Annotated in this window: 28 protein-coding genes; 16 read left to right on the forward strand and 12 right to left on the reverse strand. The window is 72.1% G+C overall.

Going from position 1 to position 26,574, the window contains the following annotated elements:
- Positions 1 to 19: 19 nt before the first annotated feature.
- The 4 genes from pstA (at position 20) to phoB (ending at position 3,328) form a co-directional block, all read left to right on the forward strand.
- On the forward strand, positions 20 to 910 hold the full coding sequence (gene pstA / locus ASF41_RS21655) for a phosphate ABC transporter permease PstA (protein WP_056213301.1): 891 nt from the start codon (positions 20 to 22) through the stop codon (positions 908 to 910).
- A gap of 52 nt (positions 911 to 962) precedes the next feature.
- Positions 963 to 1,781: a phosphate ABC transporter ATP-binding protein PstB gene (gene pstB / locus ASF41_RS21660; RefSeq protein WP_056213304.1), complete on the forward strand. Its 819-nt coding sequence runs from the start codon at positions 963 to 965 to the stop codon at positions 1,779 to 1,781.
- Between the two features lie 86 nt (positions 1,782 to 1,867).
- Positions 1,868 to 2,593 (forward strand): phosphate signaling complex protein PhoU, encoded by a 726-nt coding sequence (gene phoU, locus ASF41_RS21665; RefSeq protein WP_056213306.1) that lies wholly within the window; start codon positions 1,868 to 1,870, stop codon positions 2,591 to 2,593.
- 30 nt (positions 2,594 to 2,623) lie between these two features.
- Positions 2,624 to 3,328 (forward strand): phosphate regulon transcriptional regulator PhoB, encoded by a 705-nt coding sequence (gene phoB / locus ASF41_RS21670; RefSeq protein WP_056496935.1) that lies wholly within the window; start codon positions 2,624 to 2,626, stop codon positions 3,326 to 3,328.
- Between the two features lie 53 nt (positions 3,329 to 3,381).
- On the opposite strand, the gene ASF41_RS21675 is transcribed toward phoB, so the two are convergent.
- From ASF41_RS21675 to ASF41_RS21685, 3 genes are all read right to left on the reverse strand, one after another.
- The gene (locus tag ASF41_RS21675) at positions 3,382 to 4,410 is read right to left on the reverse strand and encodes a matrixin family metalloprotease (protein WP_056496938.1); all 1,029 of its coding nucleotides are present in this window, start codon (positions 4,408 to 4,410) and stop codon (positions 3,382 to 3,384) included.
- Positions 4,411 to 4,502: 92 nt separating this feature from the next.
- Positions 4,503 to 5,315 carry an SDR family NAD(P)-dependent oxidoreductase gene (locus ASF41_RS21680; protein WP_056496941.1) on the reverse strand — a complete coding sequence of 271 codons (813 nt, stop codon included), beginning with the start codon at positions 5,313 to 5,315 and terminating at the stop codon, positions 4,503 to 4,505.
- Between the two features lie 74 nt (positions 5,316 to 5,389).
- Positions 5,390 to 6,718 carry an MFS transporter gene (locus ASF41_RS21685; RefSeq protein ID WP_056496943.1) on the reverse strand — a complete coding sequence of 443 codons (1,329 nt, stop codon included), beginning with the start codon at positions 6,716 to 6,718 and terminating at the stop codon, positions 5,390 to 5,392.
- 315 nt (positions 6,719 to 7,033) lie between these two features.
- Here ASF41_RS21685 and ASF41_RS21690 point away from each other — a divergent pair, with 315 nt between their 5' ends.
- Together ASF41_RS21690 and ASF41_RS21695 are read left to right on the forward strand one after the other, a co-directional pair.
- Positions 7,034 to 8,053 carry an alpha/beta fold hydrolase gene (locus ASF41_RS21690; RefSeq protein WP_056496947.1) on the forward strand — a complete coding sequence of 340 codons (1,020 nt, stop codon included), beginning with the start codon at positions 7,034 to 7,036 and terminating at the stop codon, positions 8,051 to 8,053.
- Positions 8,054 to 8,095: 42 nt separating this feature from the next.
- The gene (locus ASF41_RS21695) at positions 8,096 to 8,965 is read left to right on the forward strand and encodes an NAD(P)-dependent oxidoreductase (protein WP_056497337.1); all 870 of its coding nucleotides are present in this window, start codon (positions 8,096 to 8,098) and stop codon (positions 8,963 to 8,965) included.
- A gap of 15 nt (positions 8,966 to 8,980) precedes the next feature.
- Here ASF41_RS21695 and ASF41_RS21700 read toward each other — a convergent pair whose 3' ends face one another.
- Together ASF41_RS21700 and ASF41_RS21705 are read right to left on the reverse strand one after the other, a co-directional pair.
- Entirely contained in the window at positions 8,981 to 9,337 is a 357-nt protein-coding gene (locus tag ASF41_RS21700) for a hypothetical protein (protein ID WP_056496950.1), read from the reverse strand.
- 792 nt (positions 9,338 to 10,129) lie between these two features.
- Positions 10,130 to 10,618 (reverse strand): Lrp/AsnC family transcriptional regulator, encoded by a 489-nt coding sequence (locus tag ASF41_RS21705; RefSeq protein WP_056213324.1) that lies wholly within the window; start codon positions 10,616 to 10,618, stop codon positions 10,130 to 10,132.
- Positions 10,619 to 10,760: 142 nt separating this feature from the next.
- Between ASF41_RS21705 and ASF41_RS21710 the strand changes: the two genes are divergently transcribed.
- Positions 10,761 to 11,696, forward strand: a complete 936-nt coding sequence (locus ASF41_RS21710; protein WP_056496955.1) for a DMT family transporter — start codon at positions 10,761 to 10,763, stop codon at positions 11,694 to 11,696.
- A gap of 142 nt (positions 11,697 to 11,838) precedes the next feature.
- Positions 11,839 to 12,552: a GntR family transcriptional regulator gene (locus ASF41_RS21715; protein ID WP_056213328.1), complete on the forward strand. Its 714-nt coding sequence runs from the start codon at positions 11,839 to 11,841 to the stop codon at positions 12,550 to 12,552.
- 113 nt (positions 12,553 to 12,665) lie between these two features.
- Here the strand turns inward: ASF41_RS21715 and ASF41_RS21720 are convergent, their stop codons facing one another.
- Positions 12,666 to 13,067 (reverse strand): nuclear transport factor 2 family protein, encoded by a 402-nt coding sequence (locus ASF41_RS21720; RefSeq protein ID WP_056496958.1) that lies wholly within the window; start codon positions 13,065 to 13,067, stop codon positions 12,666 to 12,668.
- A gap of 190 nt (positions 13,068 to 13,257) precedes the next feature.
- Between ASF41_RS21720 and ASF41_RS21725 the strand changes: the two genes are divergently transcribed.
- From ASF41_RS21725 to ASF41_RS21735, 3 genes are read left to right on the forward strand one after another with little or no spacing between them, the layout of a single operon-like run.
- A complete protein-coding gene (locus ASF41_RS21725; RefSeq protein ID WP_056496961.1) occupies positions 13,258 to 14,484 on the forward strand; it encodes an ABC transporter substrate-binding protein in 1,227 nt (408 codons plus the stop codon).
- Between the two features lie 13 nt (positions 14,485 to 14,497).
- Positions 14,498 to 15,367 carry a branched-chain amino acid ABC transporter permease gene (locus ASF41_RS21730; RefSeq protein ID WP_056213336.1) on the forward strand — a complete coding sequence of 290 codons (870 nt, stop codon included), beginning with the start codon at positions 14,498 to 14,500 and terminating at the stop codon, positions 15,365 to 15,367.
- A gap of 4 nt (positions 15,368 to 15,371) precedes the next feature.
- Positions 15,372 to 17,840 carry a branched-chain amino acid ABC transporter ATP-binding protein/permease gene (locus ASF41_RS21735; protein ID WP_056496964.1) on the forward strand — a complete coding sequence of 823 codons (2,469 nt, stop codon included), beginning with the start codon at positions 15,372 to 15,374 and terminating at the stop codon, positions 17,838 to 17,840.
- A 42-nt stretch (positions 17,841 to 17,882) separates the two neighbouring features.
- On the opposite strand, the gene ASF41_RS21740 is transcribed toward ASF41_RS21735, so the two are convergent.
- The gene (locus ASF41_RS21740; protein ID WP_347379729.1) at positions 17,883 to 18,260 is read right to left on the reverse strand and encodes a response regulator; all 378 of its coding nucleotides are present in this window, start codon (positions 18,258 to 18,260) and stop codon (positions 17,883 to 17,885) included.
- A gap of 212 nt (positions 18,261 to 18,472) precedes the next feature.
- On the opposite strand from ASF41_RS21740, the gene ASF41_RS21745 reads away from it, so the two are divergent.
- The gene (locus ASF41_RS21745; RefSeq protein WP_056496967.1) at positions 18,473 to 19,138 is read left to right on the forward strand and encodes a class I SAM-dependent methyltransferase; all 666 of its coding nucleotides are present in this window, start codon (positions 18,473 to 18,475) and stop codon (positions 19,136 to 19,138) included.
- A 71-nt stretch (positions 19,139 to 19,209) separates the two neighbouring features.
- On the opposite strand, the gene ASF41_RS21750 is transcribed toward ASF41_RS21745, so the two are convergent.
- The 3 genes from ASF41_RS21750 to ASF41_RS21760 form a co-directional block, all read right to left on the reverse strand.
- Entirely contained in the window at positions 19,210 to 19,581 is a 372-nt protein-coding gene (locus ASF41_RS21750; RefSeq protein ID WP_056496969.1) for a DUF6883 domain-containing protein, read from the reverse strand.
- The gene (locus ASF41_RS21755) at positions 19,578 to 19,856 is read right to left on the reverse strand and encodes a hypothetical protein (RefSeq protein WP_056496972.1); all 279 of its coding nucleotides are present in this window, start codon (positions 19,854 to 19,856) and stop codon (positions 19,578 to 19,580) included. The genes ASF41_RS21750 and ASF41_RS21755 overlap by 4 nt, the downstream gene beginning before the upstream one ends.
- Positions 19,857 to 19,968: 112 nt before the next feature.
- Positions 19,969 to 20,550, reverse strand: coding sequence for a transcriptional regulator (locus ASF41_RS21760; RefSeq protein ID WP_244479748.1), 582 nt, complete (start codon positions 20,548 to 20,550; stop codon positions 19,969 to 19,971).
- Between the two features lie 124 nt (positions 20,551 to 20,674).
- On the opposite strand from ASF41_RS21760, the gene ASF41_RS21765 reads away from it, so the two are divergent.
- From ASF41_RS21765 to ASF41_RS21775, 3 genes are all read left to right on the forward strand, one after another.
- Positions 20,675 to 21,772, forward strand: coding sequence for a phosphatase PAP2 family protein (locus ASF41_RS21765; protein ID WP_244479749.1), 1,098 nt, complete (start codon positions 20,675 to 20,677; stop codon positions 21,770 to 21,772).
- A gap of 231 nt (positions 21,773 to 22,003) precedes the next feature.
- Positions 22,004 to 23,482, forward strand: a complete 1,479-nt coding sequence (locus tag ASF41_RS21770) for a YdiU family protein (protein WP_056497342.1) — start codon at positions 22,004 to 22,006, stop codon at positions 23,480 to 23,482.
- Between the two features lie 343 nt (positions 23,483 to 23,825).
- Positions 23,826 to 24,014: a hypothetical protein gene (locus ASF41_RS21775; RefSeq protein ID WP_056496979.1), complete on the forward strand. Its 189-nt coding sequence runs from the start codon at positions 23,826 to 23,828 to the stop codon at positions 24,012 to 24,014.
- Positions 24,015 to 24,024: 10 nt separating this feature from the next.
- Here the strand turns inward: ASF41_RS21775 and ASF41_RS21780 are convergent, their stop codons facing one another.
- The gene (locus ASF41_RS21780; protein WP_082504736.1) at positions 24,025 to 25,371 is read right to left on the reverse strand and encodes an adenylate/guanylate cyclase domain-containing protein; all 1,347 of its coding nucleotides are present in this window, start codon (positions 25,369 to 25,371) and stop codon (positions 24,025 to 24,027) included.
- Positions 25,372 to 25,449: 78 nt separating this feature from the next.
- A complete protein-coding gene (locus ASF41_RS21785; RefSeq protein WP_056496981.1) occupies positions 25,450 to 25,935 on the reverse strand; it encodes an MmcB family DNA repair protein in 486 nt (161 codons plus the stop codon).
- A gap of 206 nt (positions 25,936 to 26,141) precedes the next feature.
- Between ASF41_RS21785 and ASF41_RS21790 the strand changes: the two genes are divergently transcribed.
- On the forward strand, positions 26,142 to 26,570 hold the full coding sequence (locus ASF41_RS21790; protein WP_244479750.1) for a hypothetical protein: 429 nt from the start codon (positions 26,142 to 26,144) through the stop codon (positions 26,568 to 26,570).
- Positions 26,571 to 26,574: the final 4 nt, after the last annotated feature.

Here is a 26,574-nt window from a genome sequence, read left to right on the forward strand (position 1 = left end):
AGTCGTCAGGAGCCGCATCATGGACGCCGCGAACCCCCTCACCACCGCCGCCCCGGCCCGGATCAGCCGGGTCCGGCCCGGCCGCCGGGTCGCCGACCGGATCCTGATCCTGGCGAGCACGATCGCCACGCTGGTGGGCATCGTCGTGCTCGGCTCGATCCTGTTCATGCTGGTGGTCGAGGGCATCAAGGGCGTCTCGCCGACCCTCTTCACCGCCCCGACGCCGGGGCCCGGTTCCGAGGGCGGCGGCATCGCCAACGCGATCCTCGGCAGTCTGGTGATGACCCTCCTGGCCATCCTGGTGGCGACGCCCGTCGGCGTGATGGCGGGGACGTTCCTGGCCGAGTACGGCCGCAACTCGAAGATCGCCGACGTCATCCGCTTCCTCAACGACATCCTGCTCTCGGCGCCCTCGATCCTCATCGGCCTGTTCGTCTACACGCTGATGGTGCGCCCCATGGGCTCCTATTCCGGCTGGGCCGGCGCGGTGGCGCTGGCCATCATCGCCACCCCGGTGATCGTGCGCACCACCGAGGACATGCTGCGCCTCGTGCCCTCGACCCTGCGCGAGGCCGGCGCCGCGCTGGGCGCCCCGCCCTCCATCGTCATCCGGAGCATCACCTGGCGCGGCGCCAGCGCCGGCATCGTCACCGGCATCATCCTGGCCCTGGCCCGCATCGCCGGCGAGACCGCGCCGCTGCTCTTCACCGCGCTCAACAACAACAGCTGGTTCGCCCCCAACCTGATGGGCGGCGTGCCGAACCTGCCCGTGATGATCTACCAGTTCGCCCTCTCGCCCTATCCGAACTGGCAGCAGCTCGCCTGGGCCGGCGCCCTCCTCATCACCGTCACGATCCTCGCCCTGTCGATCGTGGCCCGCTTCGTCATCAAGACCGAGCGGTCGCGCTGATCACCCGCGCGCCGCCTGTCCCCGCCGCTTCGCCCGATAGGATCTTGAACCGATGAACGCCGCCCCCGGGATCACGTCCGCGCAGCTCACCGGACGCCACAAGGCCGACGAGTCCTCACCGGTCCGCATCGCCGTCAAGGACCTGAACTTCTACTACGGCAGCTTCCACGGCCTGAAGTCGGTCAACCTCAACTTCCACGACCGCCAGGTCACGGCGCTGATCGGCCCGTCGGGCTGCGGGAAGTCCACCCTGCTGCGCACCTTCAACCGGATCTACAGCCTGTATCCGGACCAGCGCGCGGAAGGGGAGATCCTCCTCGACGGCCAGAACGTCCTGGATTCCGGGGTCGACTTGAACGAGCTGCGCTCGCGCATCGGCATGGTGTTCCAGAAGCCGACCCCGTTCCCGATGTCGATCTACGACAACGTCGCCTTCGGCCTGCGCCTCTACGAGAAGCTGCCCAAGGCCGACCTCGACATGCGCGTCGAGGAATCCCTGCGCAAGGCCGCCCTCTGGGACGAGGTGAAGGACAAGCTCAAGCAATCCGGCATGGGCCTCTCGGGCGGCCAGCAGCAGCGCCTCTGCATCGCCCGCACGGTGGCCCAGCGCCCCGAGGTGATCCTGTTCGACGAGCCGACCTCGGCCCTCGACCCGATCTCGACGGGCCGCATCGAGGAGCTGATCGAGCAGCTGCGTTCGGAATTCACCATCGTCATCGTCACGCACAACATGCAGCAGGCGGCGCGCATCTCGCAGTTCACCGCCTTCATGTATCTCGGCGAACTGGTGGAGTTCGGGCCCACCACGCGCATCTTCATGAATCCGGAAAAGCGCCAGACGCAGGACTACATCACCGGCCGCTTCGGCTGATCCTCCGCCGGCCGGTCTCGGCCCGCGTCCCCCATCACCGCCAGGGCGGGCCCCGGACAGGCGGGCCCGATCGAGGAGCGAACCCCATGCCCGACCACATCGTCAAATCCTACGATACGGACCTCGAGGACCTGCGCCGCTCGATCTCCGAGATGGGCGGCATCGCCGAGAAGATGATGACCGAGGCCGGCGAGGCCCTGGTGCGCCGGGACGCGCCCCTGGCCCAGGCGGTGATCGCCGCCGACGCCCGCCTCGACACCCTCCAGCGCGAGATCGAGGAGCGGGCGATCCTGCTCATCGCCCGGCGCCAGCCCCTGGCCATCGACCTGCGCGAGACCGTGACGGCGATCCGCGTGTCGAACGATCTCGAACGCATCGGCGACCTCGCCAAGAACGTCGCCAAGCGCGTCGTGGCGATCGCCGACCAGATCCAGCCGCAGAAGATCGTCATCGGCGTCCAGCACATGAGCGACCTGGTGCAGGAGCAGCTCAAGGACGTCCTCGACGCCTATGCCAGCCGCGACACCAAGGCGGCCCTCGACGTCTGGGAGCGCGACGACGCCATCGACGCCCTCTACAATTCCCTGTTCCGCGAGCTCCTGACCTACATGATGGAGGACCCGCGCAACATCTCGTTCTGCACGCATCTCCTGTTCGTGGCCAAGAACATCGAGCGCATCGGCGACCACACCACCAACATCGCCGAGACGATCCACTACCTCGTCACCGGCGAGAATCTCCTGGCCGAGCGCGAGCGCCCGAAGAACGACGCGTCCAACTACGCCACCGTGGACATGCCCGGCGCGGCCTGACCCCCGTGCCGCTCTGATCGAAAGCGCACGATGAGTACGCGTATCCTGATCGTCGAGGACGAGGAGGCCCTGACCCTCCTCCTCCGCTACAACCTCGAGGCCGAGGGGTTCATCGTCGACTCGGCCGCCCGCGGCGACGAGGCGGACCTGCGCCTGCAGGAGCAGGTGCCCGACCTCGTCCTGCTCGACTGGATGCTGCCGGCCCTGTCGGGGATCGAGCTCTGCCGCCGCATCCGCGCCCGGCGCGAGACCGAGCGGCTGCCTGTCATCATGCTCACGGCGCGGGGCGAGGAGGGCGACCGCATCCGGGGCCTCGGAACGGGCGCCGACGACTACATCGTGAAGCCGTTCTCGGTGCCGGAGCTCCTCGCCCGGGTCCGCGCCCTGCTGCGCCGGGCCAAGCCGGCCCACGTCGCCAACCTGCTGGTGGCCGGCGACATCGAGCTCGACCGGGTCAGCCACCGCATCCGCCGGGAAGGCCGCGAGATCCATCTCGGGCCGACCGAGTTCAAGCTCCTCGAATTCCTGATGCAGAGCCCCGGCCGGGTGTTCTCGCGCGAGCAGCTCCTCGACGGCGTCTGGGGCCACGACATCTACATCGACGAGCGCACGGTCGACGTCCATGTCGGGCGCCTGCGCAAGGCCCTGAACCGCCCGCGCCAGAGCGACCCGATCCGCACGGTCCGCGGCTCGGGCTACTCCTTCGACGAGATGTTCGAGGCCGAGGCCGAGTAGCCGATCCCGAGGCGCGCCGGCCCAGCCGTCAGGCGGACAGCCGGGCCCGCCGCCTAGGCGAAAATCATCGCGTCGGTGGGCAGGTGGACGGTGAAGGCCTTGCCCTCGTCGACCCAGCCCGGACCGGCGGCGCCGTGGTTGATGCCGTTGGCTTCCTCGGCACTGCCGGCGAAGTGATGCTGGCCGGTCTGGGTGTTGTAGAAGCGCTCCAGGGTCAGGCCGCCGGGGGCGCCCGCATCCGCGTAGGCCTCGAAGGCCACGCCCTCGTACGTGTAGGTCGGCGCCGTCTTGACGACCTGATCTCGCTCGGCGACGCTCGTCGTGAAGAAGTGGGCGTTCGAGGCCGTGTCGAAGAACCGGAACACGTCCACCGTGTCGGCGCCCTGGGCCGGGGCCGCCCACGGGGTGCCCTCGTAGGTGAACCACGGCAGCGTCTTTTCGATCTGCGCCTTCTCGGCCGTGCTCGTGGTGTAGAAGTGATCCCCCGTACGGGTGTCGTAGAACCGATAGACCGCCGTGACGGCGGTGCCGGCGACCGGGCTCGTCTGTGCCGCCGCGGCCACCACCGGGGCGGGCGGCGCACCGTACAGGGCCTGGATCCCGGCGATGTCGCCGGCCGCCAGGGTCGTGATGCCCCTGTCGAGGATGGCGTTCATCACCTCGGGCTTGGCGTCGTAATGGTCGAGGCCGAGCGCGTGGCCGATCTCGTGCAGCGCCACCAGGGAGAGATCCACGTTCTGGGTGCCGACGATGCGGGCGCCGGAGGCGTGCCAGCCCTCGCCGCTGTCGAAGGTCACCTCCGCGGACTGCATGCGCTGGCCGCTGTAGGAATAGGTGGCGTAGCCCAGGGTCTTGCCGAGCCCGTCGATCCCCCCGAGGGTGAAGTCGATCTGGGCGTTGGCCGTTGCGGCCACCTGCTGGAAGGCGATGTCGGCGGCGGCGGCCCAGGTAGCGAAGGCGGCCTGGAGGAGGCTCACGAAGCCGGTGGGGATCGTGCCGTCGACGGCCCAGGTGACGGTGCCGCCGCCCGTGCCTGCCGCGCCCGTTCCCCAGCGCGGACCTTCCAGCGCATAATCCCCCATCGACCGCCCTCCCGTGCGTTCGGGCCAGGGTCGGCGGCAGAGGTTGCGAAATCCTTACCGGACCGGCCGCCACGCGTCGGGGCGGCACGTCCTCACACGATGCTGCGCACCACGCCGCCATCGACGCGCAGCGCCGCCCCGCTGGTGGCGCTGGCGGCCGGGCTGCAGATGTAGGCGACCATGCTGGCGACCTCCTCGACGGTGGCGAGGCGGCCGATCAGCGAGGTCGGGCGGTGCTCGGCCACGAAGGCGCGGCCGGCGGCGTCGAGGTCGACCTCGCCCCCGGCTCCGCCGTCCTGCCCCTGCGCCATGCTCTTCATGAAATCGGCGACCCCCTCGGACAGGGTCGGCCCCGGCAGCACGCTGTTCACGGTGACGCCGCTGCCCGACACGGTCTCGGCGAGCCCCCGGGCCACGGCGAGCTGGGCGGTCTTCGTCATCCCGTAGTGGACCATCTCCACCGGGATGTTCACGCCGGATTCGCTGGAGATGAAGACCACCCGGCCCCAGCCGCGCGCGACCATGCCGGGGGTGTAGGCCCGCGCGAGGCGCACGCCGCTCATCACGTTGGTCTCGAAGAACCGCTGCCAGTCCTCGTCCGGGATCTCGAAGAACGGCTTCGGCTCGAAGATGCCGGTGTTGTTCACCAGGATGTCGACGTCCGGCAGGCCGGCGACCACGCGGGCCGCCCCGTCCGGACTGGCGACGTCCCCGGGCGCCCCGATGAAGCCGGCACGGCCGGTCTCGCGCTTCAGGCGGTCGACGGCGTCGCGGACGCGGTCCTGCGTCCGCCCGTTGATCGCCACGTTGGCGCCGAGTTCGCCCAGGGCCTTGGCGATGGCGTAGCCGATGCCGCTGGTGGAGCCGCTGACGAGGGCGCGCTTGCCGGAAAGGTCGAGGTTCATGGGATCGTCCTTCGGAGAGGCACTGATCCGGGTCAACGCGCAGGTCGGGCCCTGGTGCGATCGCGGCGGATGCGTCAGGCGCGGGGCTGGCGCCGCAGGACGCTGGTCACCGCCCCGAGGCTCGCCAGCGCGACGGCGCACCACAGGGTCGCGGTCACCGGCCCGGCCGGCGGGCCGCCCTGGTGCAGGCCGAAGATCACCGCCACCAGGGCCGCGCCGAAGGATTGTCCGGTGAGGCGGGCGGTGGACTGCATCCCGCTCGCCCCGCCGCTGCGGTCCCGCGGGGCGCTGGTGATGATGACCTTGTTGTTGGGCGACTGGAACAACCCGAAGCCGAGGCCGCACAGGGTCAGGCGCCAGGCGATGTCGGGATGCGACGCGCCCGCGGGGAGGAGGGCCGTCGCCGTCAGGCCGGTGGCCATCAGGGCGAGGCCGAGGCCGCCGAGCAGCCCCGGGGCGTAGCGGTCGGCGAGGCGCCCCGAGATCGGGGCCATCAGGGCGATGGCCAGGGGCCACGGCGTCATCAGGAAGCCGGTCTGGGTCTCGGAGAGGTGCAGGACGTCCTGGAAGTAGAAGGGCAGGGCGACGTAGGCCATCATCTGGGCCGCGAAGGAGGCGACCGAGCTCGCCATCGACAGGGCGAAGGCGGGAATCCGCAGGAGGTCGACGGGCAGGAGCGGGCGCGCCAGCCGGGTCTGGGTCCGGACGAACACCGCGCCGATCGCCAGGGCCGCCCCGATCTCGGCCAGCGCCACGCCCCGGGTCACCGGGTCGCCGAGGCCGTCGACCCCGATGATGAGGAGCCCGAAGGTCACGGCGTTGAGGAGGGCGCTGCGGACGTCGAAGCGCCCGCCGCTCCGGGGCGTCACCGGGAGGGTGCGGGCCCCCACCGTCAGGGCGATCAGCCCCACCGGCAGGTTGACCAGGAACAGCCAGGGCCAGCTCGCCACCGACAGGATGGCGGCCGCCACCGTCGGACCGGCGGCGGAGGCCATGGCCACCACCAGGGCGATGTTGCCGACGCCGCGCCCGATCATCCGCTGCGGGTAGATGAAGCGCACCAGGGCGGTGTTCACGCTCATGATGCCGGCGGCCCCGAGCCCCTGCGCGATCCGCGCGGCCACCAGGGCTTCGAAGCTGGGGGCGAAGGCGCAGGCGACGGACGCCGCCGTGAACACGGCGAGACCGGCGAGGTAGATCCGGCGATAGCCCAGGATGTCGCCCAGGGCGGCCAGGGGCAGCAGGGCGGCCGTCACCGCGATCTGGAAGCTGTTGGTCACGAAGATCGCCGCGGAGGGCTCGACCCCGAGGTCCTTGGCCATCACCGGCAGGGCGACGTTGACGATGGCGCCGTCGAGGACCGCCATGGTCATGGCGAGGCCGATCGCGAGGAGCGCCAGCATGCGTTCGCGCACCGGAATGCCGTCCAGTCCGGGCTCGGGCGGTGTCCGGGGCGGGAGATCCTGGTGCGGGAGATCTTGACCCTGGGAGGGATCCTGATCCCGGGACGTCGTCCGGTCCGGGGAGGAAGGTCGGCTGCGCGGATCCGGGCCGGGAACGTCGGTGGTCATGGCCGAGCCCTGGGACGCCGGGCCGGAAACCGCAAGGGCCGGGGAAACGCGGCGTGTCGTTTGTCACCGGGATCGGGCGACGCTGGTGTGGAACCTGCGCTATGTCAGCCCGGTGCGTAGGATTGCGCGCCGTTGCCGGGACCCCACATGGACGCGCTCCTCAAACTCTCCGCCCTGCTGCTGGCGGCCCTGCTGTCCGTGGCGACCGCCGCCGCCCAGCCGAGCGCCAACGACACGGCGCCCCTCGGCATCGCCCTGGAGGGCTTCGCCTACCCGTACCCGGTCTTCTATGTCGAGCGGATGCGCGACGGCGAGCGCCAGCGCCTCGCCTACATGGACGTGCCCGCGGAGGGACAGGCCAACGGCCGGACCGTCCTGCTGCTGCACGGGCGCAACTTCCCGTCGAGCTACTGGCAGCCGGTGATCCAGGCCCTGACCCGCGCGGGCTACCGGGTGCTGGCCCCGGACCAGCTCGGCTTCGGCAAGTCGGCCAAGCCCGTGGGGCCCTACACCTTCGACGCCATGGCGGCCGACACCGTGGCGCTGCTCGACTCCCTCGGCCTGGCGCGGGTCGACGTGGTGGCCCATTCCATGGGGGGGATGCTGGCGGTGCGCCTCGCGCGCAATGCCCCGACCCGGGTCAACAGCCTCGTCCTCGAAGCGCCGATCGGCCTGGAGGATTACCGGTTCACGGTGCCGCCGGTCTCCGACGCCACCCTGCTGCGCCTGGAGGGCGACGCCACGGCGGAGTCCTACCGCCGCCAGCTGATGACGAACTACGCCCTGTCGCTGCCGGCCTCCGCCATCGAACCCTTCGTGTCGCTGCGCGAGCGGGTGAAGGGCTCGGGCGAGTATCCGCGCTGGCTGCAGTCCTTCGTCAATGCCTACCAGGCGATCTGGGGGCAGCCGGTGGTGCACGAGATCCCGCTGCTCCCGGTCCCGACCCTCTTCATCATGGGCGAGAACGACCACAACGCCCCTGGCAAGCCCTTCGCGCCGGAAGCCCTCCGGGCCGGGATGGGGCGCAATGCCGAGCACGCGCGGACGCTGGCCGGCCGGATGCCGAACGGCCGCGCCGTGGTGCTGCCCGGCATCGGGCACCTCGTCCACATGGAGGTGACGGACCAGTTCAACAGCCTGACGCTCGAATTCCTCGACGGCCACTGAGCGCCGGGCCACCACGACGGGAGAGACGACATGAGCGTGCGCATGGATGTCGGCGTGATCGGCCTCGGACGGATGGGCCGCGGCATGGCGGCGAGCCTGGTCCGGGCCGGGCACAGGGTCCGGGTCTGGAACCGCTCGGCCGGCGCGGCCGACGGGCTCGACGGGGTGGTCCCGGTGGCGAGCGCCGCCGAGGCCTTCGCCGGGGATGCGGCCATCACCATGCTGGCCGATGACGCGGCCCTGCGGGCGGTGATCGTGGAGGGGGGCCTCCTCGACGGCGCCGCGCGCCCGGGCCTGCATCTCTCGATGAGCACGATCTCGGTGGCCCTGGCGCAGGAGCTCGCCGCCATCCACGCCCGTGCCGGCGTGCCCTACATCGCCGCTCCGGTCTTCGGACGCCCGGACGTCGCCGAGGCCGGCGCCCTCAACATCGTGGCGGCGGGCGAACCGGCGGCCATCGACCGGGCCGGGCCGCTCCTCGACGCCCTGGGCGCCCGGACCTGGGGCTTCGGGCCCGAGCCGCACCGGGCCAACGCGGTGAAGCTTGCGGGCAACTTCATGCTGATCGCGGCGATCGAGGCCATGGGCGAGGCGGCCGCCCTGGCCGAGGGCCACGGGGTGACGGGGGCCGACCTCCTCGACCTCCTGACGAACACCCTGTTCGCTTCCCCCGTCTACAAGAACTACGGCGCGCTCATCGCGGCCCGGCGCTACGAGCCGCCGGGGTTCAACCTCAAGCTCGGCGCCAAGGATGTCGGACTGGCGCTCTCCGCGGCCGGGGCCGCCGGGGTGCCGATGCCCTTCGCCAGCGTGCTGCGCGACAACCTCATCGAGGCGATGGGCCACGGCGACGCCGAGAAGGACCTCGCGGCCCTCGCCGAGGTCGCCCGCCGGCGGGGCCGGACGGCCTGAGGGCGGTTTCCGCCTTCAGCGGAAGACGAAGAGCGACACGCCGACCACCACCGGCACCAGGGCGGCGAGGCCGATGAACAGCGGCATGACCCAGCCGCCGCCGGTCTCTTGCCTCGCAGCCTCCCGCGCCTTCGGCGGCGCGGCCTCGGTCTTCCGGGCGAGCGCCACGCGGGCATGCGAGGGGGCGTTGCCGGCCGCCTCGTCGTCGGTGCCGAGCTGCGACAGGCCGGGGTCGTACTGGGCGATCTTGTCCCCGGTCCGGCCGCTGTCGATGTCCGCCTTCAGCATGGCGGTGGTGGGCCGGTCGGATTCGGGCGGCGTCGCGACCGCGAGGTTGCCCGGGGACGGGGGTGTTTCGGATCGTAAGGTCATGGGGGGCTCCGTGTCCGGGGGCGGACCTGTGGGGAGGCAACGCGCCATGGCCTCGCCCGTTCGTCGCCCGCTCTGACGCAGCACCGCGCCACGCCTCGGGGGCCCAAGCCGCGCCACGGGCGAAAATCGCGTCCCCGTCCGAGGTGACCGGGGTCCGGCCCCTGTGCTTTCGGCGGGAGAGCGCGGCATCGGCCCGGGTCACGAGCCTGTCGCCGGACTCGCCCGCCCGGAGGGCCGCGATCCCGCAGGAACAGGTCCGGGCGCCGACGACGGGCAGGGGCGTCCAGCGCGCCGTCGGGGCGCCGCCGGCTGTCGAGGCCGGTGAGCAGATCGGTGCGGGCCAGGCGCTCGACGGGAAGGACGCATCGGAGACGGCCCGCAGCGTGGCGCGGTCCTCCGGTGCGGACCACGCTTCGACGATCTCCCGGAACGCCTCCGTCGCGCGGACGTCCGGCAGGATCGCGTCGATCCGGTCGATGACGGCCCGCCCCCAGGGCGTGCGCGCCCAACACCCGGCTGAAGCGCGGGGCCGGATTCTCGGTCATGGGCCACCCAGGGCCGGGGCTCGCCCAGCGCCCGAGCGGAGGAGGCCGCGATGTCGGCGTGACCGATCACGTCGTCGAGGCGTCCGTTCTGGAACGACCGGAAGGCCTCGTCGAACGCGGAATGCCCCTGCGGCGCGCCCGCGCCCTGCAGGATCGGGTCGATGGCGAGCCCCATGGACCGGTTGCGCAGGACGCTGGTGCGCAGCCCCGGATGCTCCGTGAGCAGGCTCCGCAGCCAGAGGCTCCCTCAGCGGCGAAGATGGCCCAGCGGCAGGGCGGTCGTGTACTTCACCTGTCCCAGGGCGAAGCTGGAACGGATGCTCGCGACGCCGGGAATTCGGGTGAGGTAATCGAGCACGAGCTTCTGGAACTGGCCCAGATCCTCCACCACGACGCGCAGCATGTAATCGGCCTCGCCGCTCATCAGGTAGCACTCCATCACCTCGGGACGGTGGCGCACCGCCTCGTCGAAGGCCGTGAGCGCGGTCTGGGTCTGTTTCTCCAGCGTGACGTGGACGAAGACGTTGACCGCCAGCCCGAGGGCGATCGGATCGGCCACCGCGACGGAGCGCTGGATGACGCCGCTGGCCTTCAGGTCGTTGACCCGGCGCCAGCACGGCGAGGTCGAGAGCCCGACCTCCTGGGCCAGCTCGGCGACGCTGATCTCGCTGTCCCGTTGCAGGCGTTCGAGGATGCGCAGGGAGGCGTCATCCAGCATGATCGACCGCGGCGGCATGATCTGTCTCCAAACCGGATGCATGCGGCATGTTTTGCCGATTTTGCCGGTCTAACCGGAAAATCGGGACGAACATACCGCCGAGCGGGACATAAACATCCAGGGCTGCGGCCTCGTCCGCGATCTGTCCGCGGACCCCCTCATGGTCAATTCCTTCTCCCCACCCTTGGCCTCGCCACCCTTGGTCTCGCCACCCTTGGCGCCGGCCCGTCCCCGCATCCGGGTTCCGATGGGGGCCTGGCTCGGCCTGATGGTGCTGCTCTGGGGCCTGAGCTGGCCGGCGATGAAGCTCTGCCTCGACGCCGCGCCGCCCCTCTGGCTCGCGGCCCTGCGCTTTTCCAGCGCCGGCGCGGTCCTGTTCGGGCTCCTCGGCCTCGCCGGCCGCCTGCGCTGGCCGCCCAGGGCCGACTGGCCGGTGCTCGCCAGCGTCGGGCTCCTGCAGATGATGGCCTTCACGGCCCTCGGCCTGATCGCGATGCGCCACACCGATGCGGGCCGGGCGGCGCTGCTGGCCTACACGACACCGATCTGGGTCCTGCTCGGCGCCGGCCTGGTGCTGCGCGAGCGCCCGTCGCGCCGGCAGGGCGTCGCGATCCTGCTCGGCCTCGTGGGCGTCGCCGTGGTCTGCTCGCCGATGGGCATGGATTGGACCGATCCCGACGTGCTCCTCGGCAACGGCCTGCTGCTCGTCTGCGCCCTCTGCTGGGCCGGGGTCATCCTGCATGTCCGCCGCCACCGCTGGCGCGCGCATCCCCTCGACCTCGCGCCCTGGCAGATGCTGCTGGCGGCGGTCCCGCTCGCCGTCGCCGCCTTCACGGTGGAGGGGCCGCTCGCCGTCGCGTGGTCGCCACGCCTCGTCGGGCTCCTGGTCTTCATCGGGCCTGTGGCGACGTCGCTCTGCTTCGTGATCTTCGCGACGATCGGCCGGCGCATCGACAGCTTCACCATGGCGAACGCCACCCTCGGGGTTCCGGCGGTGGGCCTCCTGTCCTCCGCCCTGCTGCTGGGCGAGCGCCTCGGCCCTGCCCTGCTCGTCGGCCTCGGCTGTCTCGCCGCCGCCCTGGTCACCGCGGCGTAGGATGCGCGTCGCGCCTGACCCGGACCGGTCGAGTCCATCCCGGACCCTCGCCCGCGCGGACCCTCGGCCGGAGGCAGGGAGCCGGATCTGGTCCCACTCGTGCTTCCGGAGCCGCGACGGGCACGGGATGGATCGACGCGACATGCAGGACGACGAGACACGGGTGGAGAGCCGGGACCGGGTGGGCTCGATCTGCCGCTCCCTGCGCCGGGCGATCGTCGAGCGGGCGATCATGCCCGGCGACCGCCTGCCCGAAGATGCGCTGGGCGAGCGCTTCGGCGTCAGCCGTACCATCGCCCGCCAGGCCCTCGGGCAACTGGCGGGGGAGGGGCTGGTGGAACTGCGGCGCAACCGCATCGCCGTGGTGGCGACTCCGAGCTGGGCGGAGGCGCGCGACACCTTCGACGTGCGCATCAGCCTGGAGCGCCTCGTGGTCGCGCGCCTCGCCGGGCAGCTGACGCCCGCGCAGCAGGCGGCGCTCCACGCGCACATCGCCCGGGAGGAGGCGGCGCAGGGCGGGGCCGACGGCGCCTCGATCCGCCTGGCCACCGAGTTCCACCTGCTGCTCGCCCAGATGACCGGCAGCCCGGTGCTGGAGCGCTACGTGGCCGAACTCGGCTACCGCTGCGCCCTGGTGCTCTCGCTCTACAGCCGGCCGCATTCCGCCGAATGCGGGGTCGCTGAGCACCGCGCCCTCGCCGCCGCCCTGATCGCGGGCGACCCCGCGCGGGCCGTGGCGCTGATGGACCACCACCTCGACGCGGTGGCCGAGCGGGCGCGCATCGTCGCCGCCCCGCCGCGCGAGCGCGACCTCGGCCGCCTGCTCGCGCCCTATATCGAGCCCGTGGGCGGCTGAGCGCCCCTCGCGTCGAATCCGTCTGATCCCTTCGGGCTGGCGGAACGGGGCTTCGCGCGAGCGCCGCGCCGGCTCGGCGATCCGGGCGCCGCTTCGCTCGCGCGCAGCCTGCTTCAGGTGTTCAGGTCGTGCCGGCTGAGGAGGCGCTCGGCGCTGTCGTTCCAGACCTCCATGGTCACGATCAGGCCGTCCCGCACCGTGAAGCGGTCGACGTAGCGGTTGCCCTCGAACGGCGTCCCGTCCGGCCATGCGCCGTAGAGCGTGCCGAGGCTGTAGACCGTGGTGACGCCGTGCCCCGGCACCACGTCGAGGCGCTCCATCCGCTTCTTCACCCAGGCGTAGCGCCCGGCATTGAAGGCCGTGACCTCGCGGGGATGCCCGAAGGTGCGCCCGCCCGTGAACACGATGGTGATGCCCGGCGCCATGTAGGTCGCCGCCCGCTCGGGGTCGGGCACCATCGAGGCTTCGAGATAGGCGGTGACGTTGGCCGCGTCGCGGGCGGTGGTGTCGGTCATGGTCGGGCCTCCGGTGACACGCCCCTCCCTGCCGCAAACGCCGCCAAAGTGCATGCAACAAGTGTATGCACTTTGGCGCATCCGCAGGCACTGAGCGGGGTCTGGCGAGAATCCCCGTGCAAATTCAAGGCCGAAGCGGCTGGCATGGGGGTTGCGGGGTGGGGCAAGACGCAGCCGCCGGAGAGACCCCATGCCCCGCCGACCCCTGTCCAGCCGACCCCTGTCCGGCCGATCGACGCCCCTGACCCGCCGCCTCGCCCTGGGGGCCTGCGGCGCTCTGGGCGCCTGCCTCGTTCTGGGGCTCTCCGGCGCGGCCCGGGCCGCGGAGCCGATCCGGATCGGCCTCGTCACGGCGCTGAGCGGGCAGTCGGCGAAATCCGGCGAGGCGATCTCCCGCGGCATCGGGCTCGCCATCGACGAGGTCAACGCCCGCGGCGGCGTGCTCGGGCGGCCTCTGGAGCTGGTGGCGCGGGACGACGAGGCCAACCCGTCGAAGGGCGTGCTCGCCGCCCGCGAGCTGATCCAGCGGGTCGGCGTTGTGGCGCTGGTCGGCGGCCTCGACACGCCGGTCTCGATGGCGCTGGTGCCCATCGCCAACCAGATGAAGGTGCCCTTCCTCGGGCCCTGGGCCGCCGGCACCGGGATCACCCGCAACGGGGCGGCCGACAACTACGCCTTCCGGGTCTCGGCCGTGGACGCCCTGGTGGACGAGGCCCTGGTCGCCTACGCGGTGAAGACCCATCGCGCGAAGAAGCCCGGGATGATCCTGGTCAACAACGCCTGGGGCGAGTCGAACCAGCAGGGCCTGACCGCGGCGCTGAAGGCCGCCGACCTGCCGGCCGCCGGCATCGAGAAGTACGAGGCCGCCGACCTCGACATGGTGCCCCAGCTCACCCGCCTGCGGGAGGCCGGCGCCGACACCCTGTTCCTCGTCGGCAATGTCGGGCCCTCGGCCCAGGTGGTGAAGTCCCTCGACCGGATGGGCTGGAGCGTGCCGGTGGTCTCGCACTGGGGCCCGGCCGGCGGGCGTTTCGACGAGCTCGCCGGGCCGAGCGCGGCAAGAGTCCACTTCATCCAGACCTTCACCTTCGCGGGCAACACCAGCCCGAAGGCCCTCGCGGTCCTCGACGCCCTCAAGGCGAAGTATCCGGCGATCAAGTCGATGGCCGACGTCACCCCGGCGGTGGGCATCGCCAACGCCTACGACGCCACCCACCTGCTCGCCCTGGCGATCCAGGCCGCCGGCTCGACCAAGGGACCGGAGGTGCGGGACGGCTTCTACAAGGTCGCGACCTATCCGGGCCTGATCAAGACCTACGACAAGCCCTTCGCGCCGGGCCAGCACGACGCCCTCGGGCCGCAGGACTACGTCTTCACCCGCTTCCAGAACGGCGAGATCGTCGCCGTTACCAATTGAAGGGACGGGGCCGATGCTCACGGGAACGCTCATCACCGGCCTCGGCCTCGGCAGCATGTACGGGCTCGTGGCGCTCGGCTTCCACGTCACCTACGCGGTCTCGGGCACGGTGAACTTCGCGCAGGGCAGCGCCGTCACCCTCGGGGCGGTGCTGGGCTACACCCTGGCGGTGACGCTGGGCTGGCCGATGCCGGCGGCGATCCTCGGGGCGCTCCTGGGCTGCGCGCTCCTCGGGGTCACGGTGGAGCGGCTGCTGGTGCGGCCCTTCGTCGAGAAGGGCTCGGACGCCTGGCTCCTCGCCACGGTCGCGGGCGGCATCGTCCTCGACAACGCGATGCTGTTCACCTTCGGCAAGGAGCCGCGCAGCCTGCCCTCGTCCCTGGCGGTGACGCCGGTGGAGATCCTCGGCACCGGCCTCTATCCGCTCCAGCTCCTCATCCCGGTGGTCGGCCTCTCGGTGGCGGTGGCGATCCGGACCCTGTTCCGGCGCACCGACCTCGGCCGGGTGCTCCTGGCGGTGGCGCAGAACGCCGACGCGGCGCGGCTGATGGGCATCGACGTCCGGCGCACGGTGGCCTGCGCCTTCGCGCTCTCGGCGCTGCTGGCCGGGGCCGCCGGCCTCCTCATCGCGCCGCTGTTCTCGGTCTCGGCCGAGATGGGGGCGCTGTTCGGGATCAAGGCCTTCGCGGTGGCGATCCTGGGCGGCATCGGCTCGGCCACGGGCGTGGTGCTGGCGGGCCTGCTCTACGGCCTCGTCGAGGCCGGCGTCACCGCGACCCTCGGCTCCACCTACACCCAGCTCGTGGTCTTCTCGGTGATCATCCTGGCCCTGGCCCTGCGCCCCGACGGGCTCCTCGGCCGCGCTGCCATCAACAAGGTCTGAGCCGATGCACCGCCTGCGCGCCCCCGCCGCGATGCCCCTCACGATCCTGGCCCTGACCCTGGCGGGGCTGGCCCTGGTGGGGCTGACCGGCGGCTACAGCCACTTCGTCATCGCCCTGGTGGCCCTGACCACGGTCGCCGGAACGGGGCTCAACGTCCTCCTCGGGCTGACCGGGCTGATCTCCTTCGGCCATGCCGGCTTCTACGCCATCGGCGCCTATGCCAGCGCGATCCTCACCGGGGCCGGGCTGAGCTTCTGGCTCGCGCTGCCGGCGGCCGGCCTGCTCTCGGGCCTGGTCGGAGCGGGGCTCGCGGTGCCGGCCATGCGGGTGAAGGGCCCCTACCTCGCCATGGTCACCATCGCGTTCGGCTTCATCATCGAGCACGCCCTGATCGAGGGCGGGGCGCTCACCGGCGGCCAGAACGGCCTCGTGGTCACCGCCGGGCCGAGCCTGTTCGGCACCCCCTTCGCCGAGCGCGAGCTGGCCCTCCTCGCCGTGCTGGGCGCGGGCCTCGCCCTCTACGGCTTCCATCGCCTCGCCCGCAGCCGCCTCGGCCGGGCGATGCGGGCGGTGCGCGACGCCGACGTGGCGGCCGCCTCCCTGGGCTTCGACCCGGTGCGGGTGAAGACGCTCGCCTTCGCGATCTCGGCGGCGCTGACGGGCCTCGCCGGGGCGGTGCTGCCGCCCCTGATGCTGTTCATCGCCCCGAGCTCGTTCCCGTTCTCGCAGTCGATCCTGTTCGTGCTCTCCGTGGTGGTCGGCGGGGCCGGCACCGTGCTCGGGCCGCTCTTCGGCGCCCTCGTCACCGTGCTCCTGCCCGAGACCCTGGCGGGGCTCGCCGAGTACCGGCTGCTGTTCTTCGGCCTCGCCACCCTGGTGGTGCTCTGGCTGGTGCCCGCGGGGATCGTCGGCAGCGCGGCCCGGCTGCTGCCGCGGCCCCGCACCGGCGCCCGGCCGCCGGCGCTGGATTTCGCCCGGCTCATCGGGCAGCGCGGGGGCGAGTCCCTGGTGGTCGAGGGCATCGGCATCCGCTTCGGCGGCATCCGCGCGGCCGAGGGCGTCTCGGTCCGGGCCGAGGCCGGGGCGGTGACGAGCCTGATCGGCCCCAACGGCGCCGGCAAGACCACGGTGCTCAACATGATCTCGGGCTTCTACCGGCCGCAGGCCGGGGCGATCCGCTTAGGGGACCGGGACCTCGCCGGGGCCCCGGCCCACGCCATCGCCCGGGCCGGCATCGCCCGCACCTACCAGACCACGCGCCTGTTCGGCTCGCTCGGCGTCCTCGACAACGTCGCCCTGGCCTTCGAGCCGGGCCGCCTCTGGCGCCCCTCCGGCAAGGGCGACCGCGTTGCCGCCGCGTCCCTGCTGGACTTCGTGGGCTACGCGGGCGACCTCGACCGGCCCGCCGGGGAGCTGCCCCATGTGGACCGCCGCCTGGTGGAGATCGCCCGGGCGCTCGCCGGCCGGCCGCGCATCCTCCTCCTCGACGAGCCCGCCGCCGGCCTGACCCGGGCCGACACCGACGCCCTGGGCGGTCTCCTGCGCCGGATCGCCGGGCAGGGCATCGCCGTGGTGCTGGTCGAGCACGACATGCCCCTGGTGATGGGCGTCTCCGACGCGATCCTGGTCATGGATGCCGGGCGTCCGATCGCCCACGGGACGCCGGCCGCGATCCGGCACGACCCGGCGGTGATCCGCGCCTATCTGGGCGGGGCCGACACGCCGGCCCGGCCCCGCGCCGTCGCCTGGAAGGCGCCGGCCGACGCGGTGCTCTCCACCCAGGGCCTCACCGCCGGCTACGGCGCCGCCCCGGTCCTCGACCGCGTCGCCCTCGAGGTCCGCCCCGGCGAGACCGTAGCGCTGCTCGGCGCCAACGGCGCCGGCAAGTCGACGACCCTGCGGGCCCTCGCCGGCCTGCTCCGGCCGGTCTCCGGCGGGATCGTGCTGGAGGACCGGGCCATCGCGCAGCTGCCCGCCCACACCATCGCCCGCCTCGGCCTCGCCCTGGTGCCGGAGGGCCGGCAGGTGTTTCCCGAATTGACCGTGATCGAGAACATCCGCCTCGGGGCCCATGGCCGCAAGGCGCCCATCGACCCGGCCGAGATCGAGGCGCTGCTCACCCGCTTTCCCCGCCTGCGCGACCGGGCGACGAGCCGGGCGGGCCTGCTCTCGGGGGGCGAGCAGCAGATGCTGGCGATCGCCCGCGGGATGATGGCGCAGCCGCGCATCCTGCTCCTCGACGAGCCCTCCCTCGGCCTGGCCCCGGCGATGATCAACGCCCTCTACGCCGTGGTGGCGGACCTGCGCGACCAGGGCGTCACCATCCTGATCGTCGACCAGATGGCGGCCCTGGCCCTGACGGTGGCCGATCGCGGCTACGTGCTGGAGCAGGGCCGCGTCGTCACCGCCGGCACCGCCGCCGAACTCAGCGCCGATGCCGGCCTGGAGGCCGCCTATCTCGGCGCCGCCTGACAGGGCGGCCGGTCCGACCGGTGGCCGCGGCCAGCGCCCCTTCTAGCGCTTGCGTGCTTTCAGAGGCTCGGGTTTCTGACCGTCCGGCAGGATCATGTCGAGGTGGTCGTGGACGATCTGAGCGCTGAAGGGCTTGCCCAGGAAGACAGCCCCCTCGGGAAGATCCCCCACCCCCGGTTTGACGCCGCCGGATGCAACGACGATCGAGATGTCGGGCCAGCGCCTCGCGGTCGTTCGTGCCAACTCGAAGCCATCGGGGCCGCCCGGCATCTCCACATCGGTGAACAGCAGCACGATCAGGTCTGCGTGGTCCTCAAGCAGCTTGATCGCTTCAACGCCGTTTGCTGCCGACAGGGCGTGGAAGCCGGCATCCTCCAAGATCGTTTCCGCATCCATCCGAACGAGGAAATCGTCGTCCACGACGAGGGCATACGGCGCGTTCGGGGGGTGAGGCATGTCCATCAAGCCGAGGGGACGGACAAAAGTTCAGATTGGCGGGAGCATGGGTCTGGATCGCCCCGGCTGGCGCGCCTGATGGATCGGGCTTCGGAGCGGGAGCCAAGAGGGTCGAAGCGTCCGCAAGCCACCCGACGCGGACGTTCGCCGGATCGTCGCGCGTGATACGATCCGGCATGGATGCTTTCTCAGATTCGCAGGCCGTTGCCCGCTACGCCGAAAACCCGCCGCGCATGGTGCCCGGCTATGCCGACATGCAACGTATGGCGAGGCTTCTCCTCGCGGAACGCGCCCCGGACAAGGCACAGGTGCTCGTTCTCGGTGCGGGCGGCGGCCTCGAACTCAAGGTGTTCGCCGAGGGGCAGCCCGGGTGGACGTTCGTCGGCGTCGATCCGTCTGCCGCAATGCTCGACCTTGCCCGGAAAACCCTGGGCCACCTCTCCGACCGTGCGCATCTTCATGAGGGGCTGATCGATGGCGCGCCGGAGGGGCCGTTCGACGCTGCCGCCTGCATCCTGACCCTGCACTTCATCGAGCGTCAGGAGCGGTCACGCACCCTCCGGGAAATTCGGCGTCGTCTAAAGCCCGGTGTACCCTTCGTCGCGGCGCACTTCAGCATTCCGCAGGATGAACGCGACCTCTGGCTTTCACGGTATGCCGCTTTCGCGACGGCCTCCGGCATCGAACGCTCACACGCTGAGCGTGCAAAGACCGGGATCGTAGAACGCTTGCCGATCCTTTCGCCCGAGGAGGACGAGACGCTGTTGCGCGAGGCTGGGTTTAGCGGGGTCCGCCTCTTCTACGCCGGGTTTGCCTTCCGGGGCTGGGTCGCCTGGGCCTGACGCCAAAGAGCCGCAAACCACCCCTGCTGGTCGTTCACACGGTCGAACGGATCGGCGCCCGATCCTCCGGATCAGGGTCGCGGCGCCGACCGGTCACGGTCGGGAAACGCCGCCCCGAAGCGGCCCGTTTCGCCCTCGGCCCCTGCGATCACCAGCCAGACCGAGCGGATCCAGGGCCTGCGGCCCGAGGGTGTCCCCAGGGGACCGACGCAGGTCAGCATGTCGGCTCCGTATTCGGAGGGCTGGCGGGCGACGAGGGCAGCGCCCTGGGCTTGGGCAAAGAGGGCGTCCGCGAACGCCAAGGGCTCGGTCGGCGCGAAGCCGAACCCGGGGAAGAAGCGTGCTTTCGGCCCGCCATGCGGGTGTGTCACGTCCAGCAGATCATTGCAGATCTTGCGGGTATCGATGCCGAGCCGGTGCGGGACGACCGCGTTCCCGCTCACCGCTCCGCTGGGACGGCGAGCGTCAGGAGCGCGGGCGGGACCGCCGCAAGGGCCTCGGCGGTCTCGGCAAACTCGACCAGGTACGCGCTGGATCCCGGATAGACCCCGACGATCGTCCCCTCGGTCCCCGCTTCGATCCGCGCGCCCGACTCGGCGTTCACCGCACCGATCAGCACGACGCGGTCCAGGTGTCGCAGGCCTGGCTGGTCGTTCCTCGGCAGGAACTGCGTTTCGATCGACAGGCAGGAGAGGATACGCTGCCCGCCGAATGGCACACCTGGCACCGATCCGCGACGGCCGCGGGCGGGTGATGAAACCTCGCCGGCCTCACCGGACGCAGGGTTCGGGCGCTGGGCAAAGGCTCGCCCCATCTCCACCCGAGACCGCTCACTCCACCCCGCCTCCGCCCTCCTCGCGGAGCAGCGCCGCGGCGCGGCTTCGGGCGCGGGCCCAGCGCCGGCACTCGCGCCGGGCATCCGACAGGGCGCGATGCTCCGCCGCCGGATCGTCGCGCGCCTCCAGGCGTAGGGTCGCCAGGAGCTTGCCCGCCAGGGCGTCGCGCGCGGTCGGCGCCACGCCGCCCGCCGCGAGCACGTCCAGGACGACGCGGCGCTGCGCCTCCGCCGTGGCCTTCAGCCGGAGGGCGTGGCGCGGCAGGCCGGCGGCGCGCAGGAGCCGGCTCAGCCAGTGCCCGTCCCAGGAGGGCGCCGAGGCGTAGATCGCCACGTCGCGCAGGGCCGTGAGCATGTGCAGCGCCACCCAGTCGTGGGCGACGCCCTCCCGCACCAGGCGTTCCCGGGCGAGCCCGTGCACCGCCTCGGCCTCGGGCGCCCAGTCGGTCCAGCCCGGGGCCGGGCGGATGAGGAAGCTCTCCGACTTACCGTCGGGAAACACCCACGCGACCTCGATCGGGTAGCTGGTCTTCGCGAGGGAGGACGCCTCGAAATCCAGGAAGGCGATGCGGCTCAACGGGGGACCATTGGGGGGACCATCGGGGCTGGGAACCGGAACGGGATGGGGAAAAGGAACGCCGCCGGGCAACAAACCGGCGCAAAGCCGAGTTCCGGCTGCGACGAACCACGAAGGATGCCGGGTGAGCGACGCAACTCCGATTTCGATGCCCGCGCGCGGGACGCGCCGCGGACTCGCCGAGGCCGCCTCCCTCGCAAGATCCCCCCTTTCAGGATCCGCCCTTTCAAGATCCGCCCTCGCCAAACCCATCGCCCGCATCGGCCGGGTCTCGGCCGCCCTGGCCGCGCCGCATCCGGCGCTCTGGGGCCTCGCCCTGGCGGTCGCCCTCCTCGATGCGGTGTGGCTGCGCCGGGCCGGGATCGCCCTGGCGCCGTTCGGCTTCGGCGTGGCGGCGGGCCTCGTGGCGGCGCTCCTCGCCCTCGCGGTCCTGTTCGGCCCGATCCTGTCCGAGCCCAAGCTGCGGGCGATGGCCCTGGCGAGCGCCGGCCTCATCGCCGTGACCGTGCCGATCGCGGTGCTGCACTACCTCACCGCCACCTGGGCCCTGCCGCTGGCCGATGCGCGGCTGGCCCGAGCGGAGGCGGCGCTCGGCCTCGACTGGCCCGCCTACTACGCTGCCCTGCAGGCGCAGCCGCGCCTCGCCTGGTGGCTGGCGCTCGCCTACCACACCAGCGGGCCGCAGGTCGGGCTCACGGTGATCGCGCTCAGCGCCACCCTCCGGGTCGGCCGGCTCTGGGCCTATGTGCGGATGTTCGCCGTGCTGCTCCTCACGGTCGTGCTCATCGCCGCCCTGGTGCCGGCGGCCGGCCCCTTCGTGCAGTACGGTCTCGCCACCGTGCCGGACGGCTCCATCGAGACCCTGGGCGCCCTCTGGCACCTCGACGCCCTGGAGCACCTGCGCGCCGGGACCCTGCGCACCCTGGCCCTGGAGGACATCCGCGGCCTCGTGACCTTTCCCTCCTTCCACGTCTGCCTTGCGGTGCTGACCGCCTGGGCGCTGGCGCCGATCCCGGTCCTCGGCCCCCTGGCGATCGCCCTCAACGCCGTCATCGTGGTGGCGACCCTCGGGGCCGGTGGGCACTACCTGCCCGACCTGCTGGCCGGCTTCGTGCTCTCGGTCACGGTCATCGGCGGACGCGCGATCCTGCGCGGACGCCGCACCCGCGCGCCGGGCCTCCTGACCGAACCCGCCCCGCACGGGTCGCGTTGTCCGGGGTGAACGCGCGCGGCCGGCCCCCTCAAGGCCCCCGCGCCGTGCGCCATCACCCGAGCCGGGGCCGATACGCCCATCGCCGGGGCCGTCGCCTCCGGACAGGACGGCCCCGCGCGCGACGTTCGGGATCGCCATGATGTGCCTTGGCCTTTGCCTGAGGATTTGCCTTGGCGCATGCGGCGCCCCACCTCGAGAGCAATGCCGCCCGCCGCGCCGCACACGGGACCCATGCCCTCGATGACAGCCGCCATTCCCTTCGCCAACACCTATGCCCGCCTGCCGGAGCACTTCTTCGCTGCGGTGAACCCCACCCCCGTGGCGGCGCCCCGCCTGATCCGGGTCAACCGAGAACTCGCCGCGGACCTCGGGATCGAGGCCGCCTGGCTCGAGAGCCCGGAGGGCGTCGCGGTGCTGGCCGGCAACCGGGTGCCGGAGGGCGCCGAGCCCCTGGCCATGGCCTATGCCGGCCACCAGTTCGGCAACCGCGTGCCCCAGCTCGGGGACGGCCGGGCGATCCTGCTCGGCGAGGTCGTCGGGCGCGACGGGGTCCGGCGCGACATTCAGCTCAAGGGCTCGGGCCCGACGCCGTTCTCCCGGCGGGGCGACGGCCGCGCCGCCCTCGGGCCGGTGCTGCGCGAGTACGTGGTCAGCGAGGCCATGACGGCCCTGGGCATCCCCAGCACCCGCGCCCTGGCAGCGGTGCTCACGGGCGATTCCGTGAGGCGCGAGACGGTCCTGCCCGGCGGCGTCCTGACCCGGGTCGCCACCAGCCACATCCGCGTCGGCACCTTCCAGTACTTCGCCATGCGGGGCGACGTCGACGGCGTGCGGGCGCTGGCCGACCACGTCATCGGCCGGCACTATCCGGAGCTGGCGGAAGACGCCAACCCCTACGGCGCCCTGCTGACCCGGGTGGTGGAGCGCCAGGCCGACCTCGTCGCGCGCTGGCTCCTCGTCGGCTTCATCCACGGGGTGATGAACACCGACAACTGCGCCGTCTCCGGCGAGACCATCGATTTCGGACCCTGTGCCTTCCTCGACGCCTACGATCCCTCCGCCGTGTTCAGCGCCATCGACGAGAATGGCCGCTACGCCTACGGCAACCAGCCGGGCATCCTGCACTGGAACCTGACCCGGTTCGCCGAGGCGCTGCTGCCCCTGCTGGCGCCCGAGACCGAGGACGGCATCGCCGTGGCGCAGGACCGCCTCGCCGCCTTCGGCCCCCGGTTCGAGGCGGCCTATTACGGCGGCCTGCGGGCCAAGCTCGGCCTCACCACGGACCGGGACGAGGACCGCGAGCTCGGCCGCACCCTGCTGGAGGCGATGCAGGCCGGGCGCGCCGACTTCACCCTGACCTTCCGGCGCCTCGGCGCGGCGGCCCTCGGCCCCGAGGGCGACGGTCCGGTGCGCGACCTCTTCGACGACTCCATTGTATACGAGGCCTGGGCGACCCGCTGGCGCGCGCGTCTCGCCGCCGAGCCGGGGGACCCGGCCGCGCGCCGGGCGGCGATGGACCGGGTCAACCCGGCCTTCATCCCGCGCAACCATCGGGTCGAGGCGGTGATCGAGGCGGCGGTCGCGCGCGACGACTTCGCGCCGTTCCACGAGCTCGTGGCGGTGCTGGCCCGCCCCTACGACGACCAGCCCGCCTTCGCAGCCTATGCCGCGCCGCCGCAGCCGCACGAGCGCGTGCTCCAGACCTTCTGCGGCACCTGAACCGAACCGGCTCCGCGCCGGCCGGCGAAAGTCCCCGCCGCCGAAGCCGGCGTGGAGCCCCTGGATCGGCCCCGGACCGAGGGCGCGGAAGCGGGCGCCATCGACCCGCCGCACCTGACTTTTCAAGGGCTTATCGGCGACGCGGACCAGGATGCCAACGAGCCCGACCCGATGGGCCGCGGGAAGACCGGGTGGGTGGACAAGGCCGGAGGCGCGCGCGTCCGGCGGACGACCTTCCGAGGCCACGGATTTCCCCGGTGGGGAGGGAACGCGGCTAGGCTTGCGGCATTTCTGGTATATTGTATTTTAAAGCGGCTCGTCAGCCCATGCCAGAGGTGTCCCGATGCCCCAGACACTGAAGCCGGACCGTCCGATCTGGCCCTCCGTCCCGGACGACCGTCCGCCGCCGCGGACCACGCAGCCGGAGACCCCGGCCCCCGAGATCGATCCCGCGATCCTCGATCGGTCCAAGTCCGACGAGGCGGCGAGCCAGCGGGTCGGGTTCGAGGGCTTCGGCTCGTTCGCGGGCTGACCGTCTCCGCTCACGCCATATAGGCCATCGGGTGGTCCGGCACCGCGTTATCCGCCGCGGTCGGCTCGGCCCAGTCCACTGCGAACAGCAGCATGTCGCGGGTGTCCCGGCACTCCGATGGGGGCATGTTCGCGAGCTGGAGCGATGCCCGGGTGGCCGGCCCGAGGAGGCGGATCACCTCGTCCGAGGCTGCCAGGGTCAGATCGGCGGCCTTGGCCCGGGCCTCGATCCGCGCGAGCCGGTTCATCGCCGTGCCCAGAACCGTGAATTCGGCCCGGTGCCCGTCGTCGAAGACACCGACCAGCACCTCGCCCGCATGCAGCGCCATGGTGATGCGCAGCTCCGGCCGCTCCTCGCGGCAGCGGTCCGCGTTCAGGTCCGCGAGACGGGCGACGACGGTCCGGGCGCAGGCCAGCACCGCCTCGGCCTGCGCCTGGGGACGCCCGGCGATGAACTGGGCCAGGATGCCGTCACCCACGTACTTGTCGACGATGCCCCCGTGCTCGCTCACGGCCACATGGGTCAGGGCGCGGACATCGAGCAGGGCCCGCACCACCTCCTCCTGGGCATGGTCCCGCGAGAAAGCGGAGAAGCCGCGCAGGTCGAGGCCGAACAGGCAGGCGTGGCGGGACTGGACCGCACCGACGCCGCCGCCGCTCTGGGCGAGCTCCCCCGCCACCCGGCGCGGCACGAAGCGCGCGAGATTCGTCCGTTCCCGCTCCATCCGCAACGCGGTGGTCACCGCCATCTGCAGCCGCCGCACCCCATCGATCACCACGAGGCTCGCGGCCAGGAAGGTGAGGAGGCCCGGCACCTCCTCCTCCAGGGTCACGTGTGGACCGAGAAGGGCGCTCTCGGGAGCGAGATAGGCGAGGAGGATGGTGCCGCCCCAGGCGAGACTCACCAGTCCCGAGAACACGACGGTGTGCCAGACCCGCATGCTGAGCCCGGTCTGGAGCAGGAGCAGGAACGCCGGCAGGCGGCTCACCGCGGTGGCCGTCTCCTCGGTCTCCACCGCACCGAGCAGGATATGCTCGACGATCAGGAACAGGGCCACGCCGGCGTTCAGCAGGGTCGCGGTCCAGGCCAGCCACTCCGTCCCGGGCTCCGCTCCGCCGTCCCGCTGCGAGGCACGCCAGTCGGCGATCCCGAGGCCGAGGGAAAAGAGCGCGTAGACCCCGAGGCCGATCCAGTGATGGGTGGAATGGGCCGAGCCGTCGTAGCCCTGGGCGGTGGCCACCAGCACCAGGACGATGACGAGGTAGAGCACCAGGGAGCGGCGGCCCGAGGCGGCCTGGAGCCGTCGCAGGATGGCGGGATCACCGTCGTGTGGACGGCGACGGGAGGGCAGGCGCATGCGGTTGGCAATCGATGAGTGGTGCGTGGTTCCTTACCACGCCGCGCCGCCCGCGCATCGGCGGCGATTCGCCGTGCCTCAGAGGGCGCCTTCGCGGATGGCGCCGGGATCGGCCAGAACGTGCAGAAGGCGCGCGGCGCTGTGGGCGAAGCGCAGGGTCACGGCCTTGCGCCGGGGGCCGCTCAGGGGATGGTCCGCCGGATCGCGCAGGATCGCGGCGCCGAAGGCATCGGCGACGATGAGGCCGGCGTCCTCCGGTGTCATGGTGGTCGAGAGCGTCTCGGGGATCGCGAAGTAGAACCGGTCGCAGTAATCCCGGTAATCCGGCCATTTCCGGTCGGCCCGGAAGTCGGCGACGCTGGATTTGATCTCCACGATCGTCAGGCGCCCGGCCGGGCAGAGGGCGATGACGTCGGCACGGCGGCCGTTCGCCAGGGAGAATTCCGGAATGGTGACGTGACCCAGTTCGGCGAACAGACGCCGGACGCCGCGCTGGACCTGGAGGGCGGTGGCCGACTGACGCCGGTCGGGCGGAAGAATCATGGACGCGAGGGCTGCTGACATACGGCTCTGATGCATCGGAACGACGTCCCGAATCGGGACAGGTCCCAGGAAATCAGCCGCCGCGCGGCTTGTCACCTGCGACCCCTTTGCGCCCGTCGGGGATGGAGCGCGGGCCGGGTTCATGGCACCGCTCGTGATGGATCGGGTGCGGGGAGGCAGGCCTGCCGCAGGACGAAGACGCAGACCGGAATGCGGAGACGACGCGGGTGGCGCGCGAATTGGAGCGTCTGGAGGCGCTGGCCATCCGGCGGCGCCTGCGGGTGCGCCTGCTGCGAGCGGCGCGCGGTACCTTGGGCGCCGGCGCGACCCTGGCGACGCTGATCAAGCTGAAGCTGGCGGGCTCCCTGACGCTCAAGCTCGGCATCGCCGTGCTGGTCGGGCTGGGGCTGGCCTGTCCCTTCGTCGTCCTGGCGGTGGTGGTGCTCATGGGTTTCGTGCTCGCCGTGGTGAGCCTGTTCGACGGAGGGTCCGTCGATTGTCCCGATACCGCCTGGGGTGACGGCTGCGAGCGCCGGGAGAAGCGGGCAGTCCGCCTGCGCCACCTCATCGCCCGGCGCGAAGCCTGGCTCGCCGCCCCGTCGGGGCCGGCTCCCAGCGCGCAACGGCGCGAGGCCGCTCCGCTGTCGGCCCGCTGAATCC

Origin of the sequence: Methylobacterium sp. Leaf111, assembly GCF_001423285.1 — a bacterium.
Lineage (GTDB): Bacteria > Pseudomonadota > Alphaproteobacteria > Rhizobiales > Beijerinckiaceae > Methylobacterium.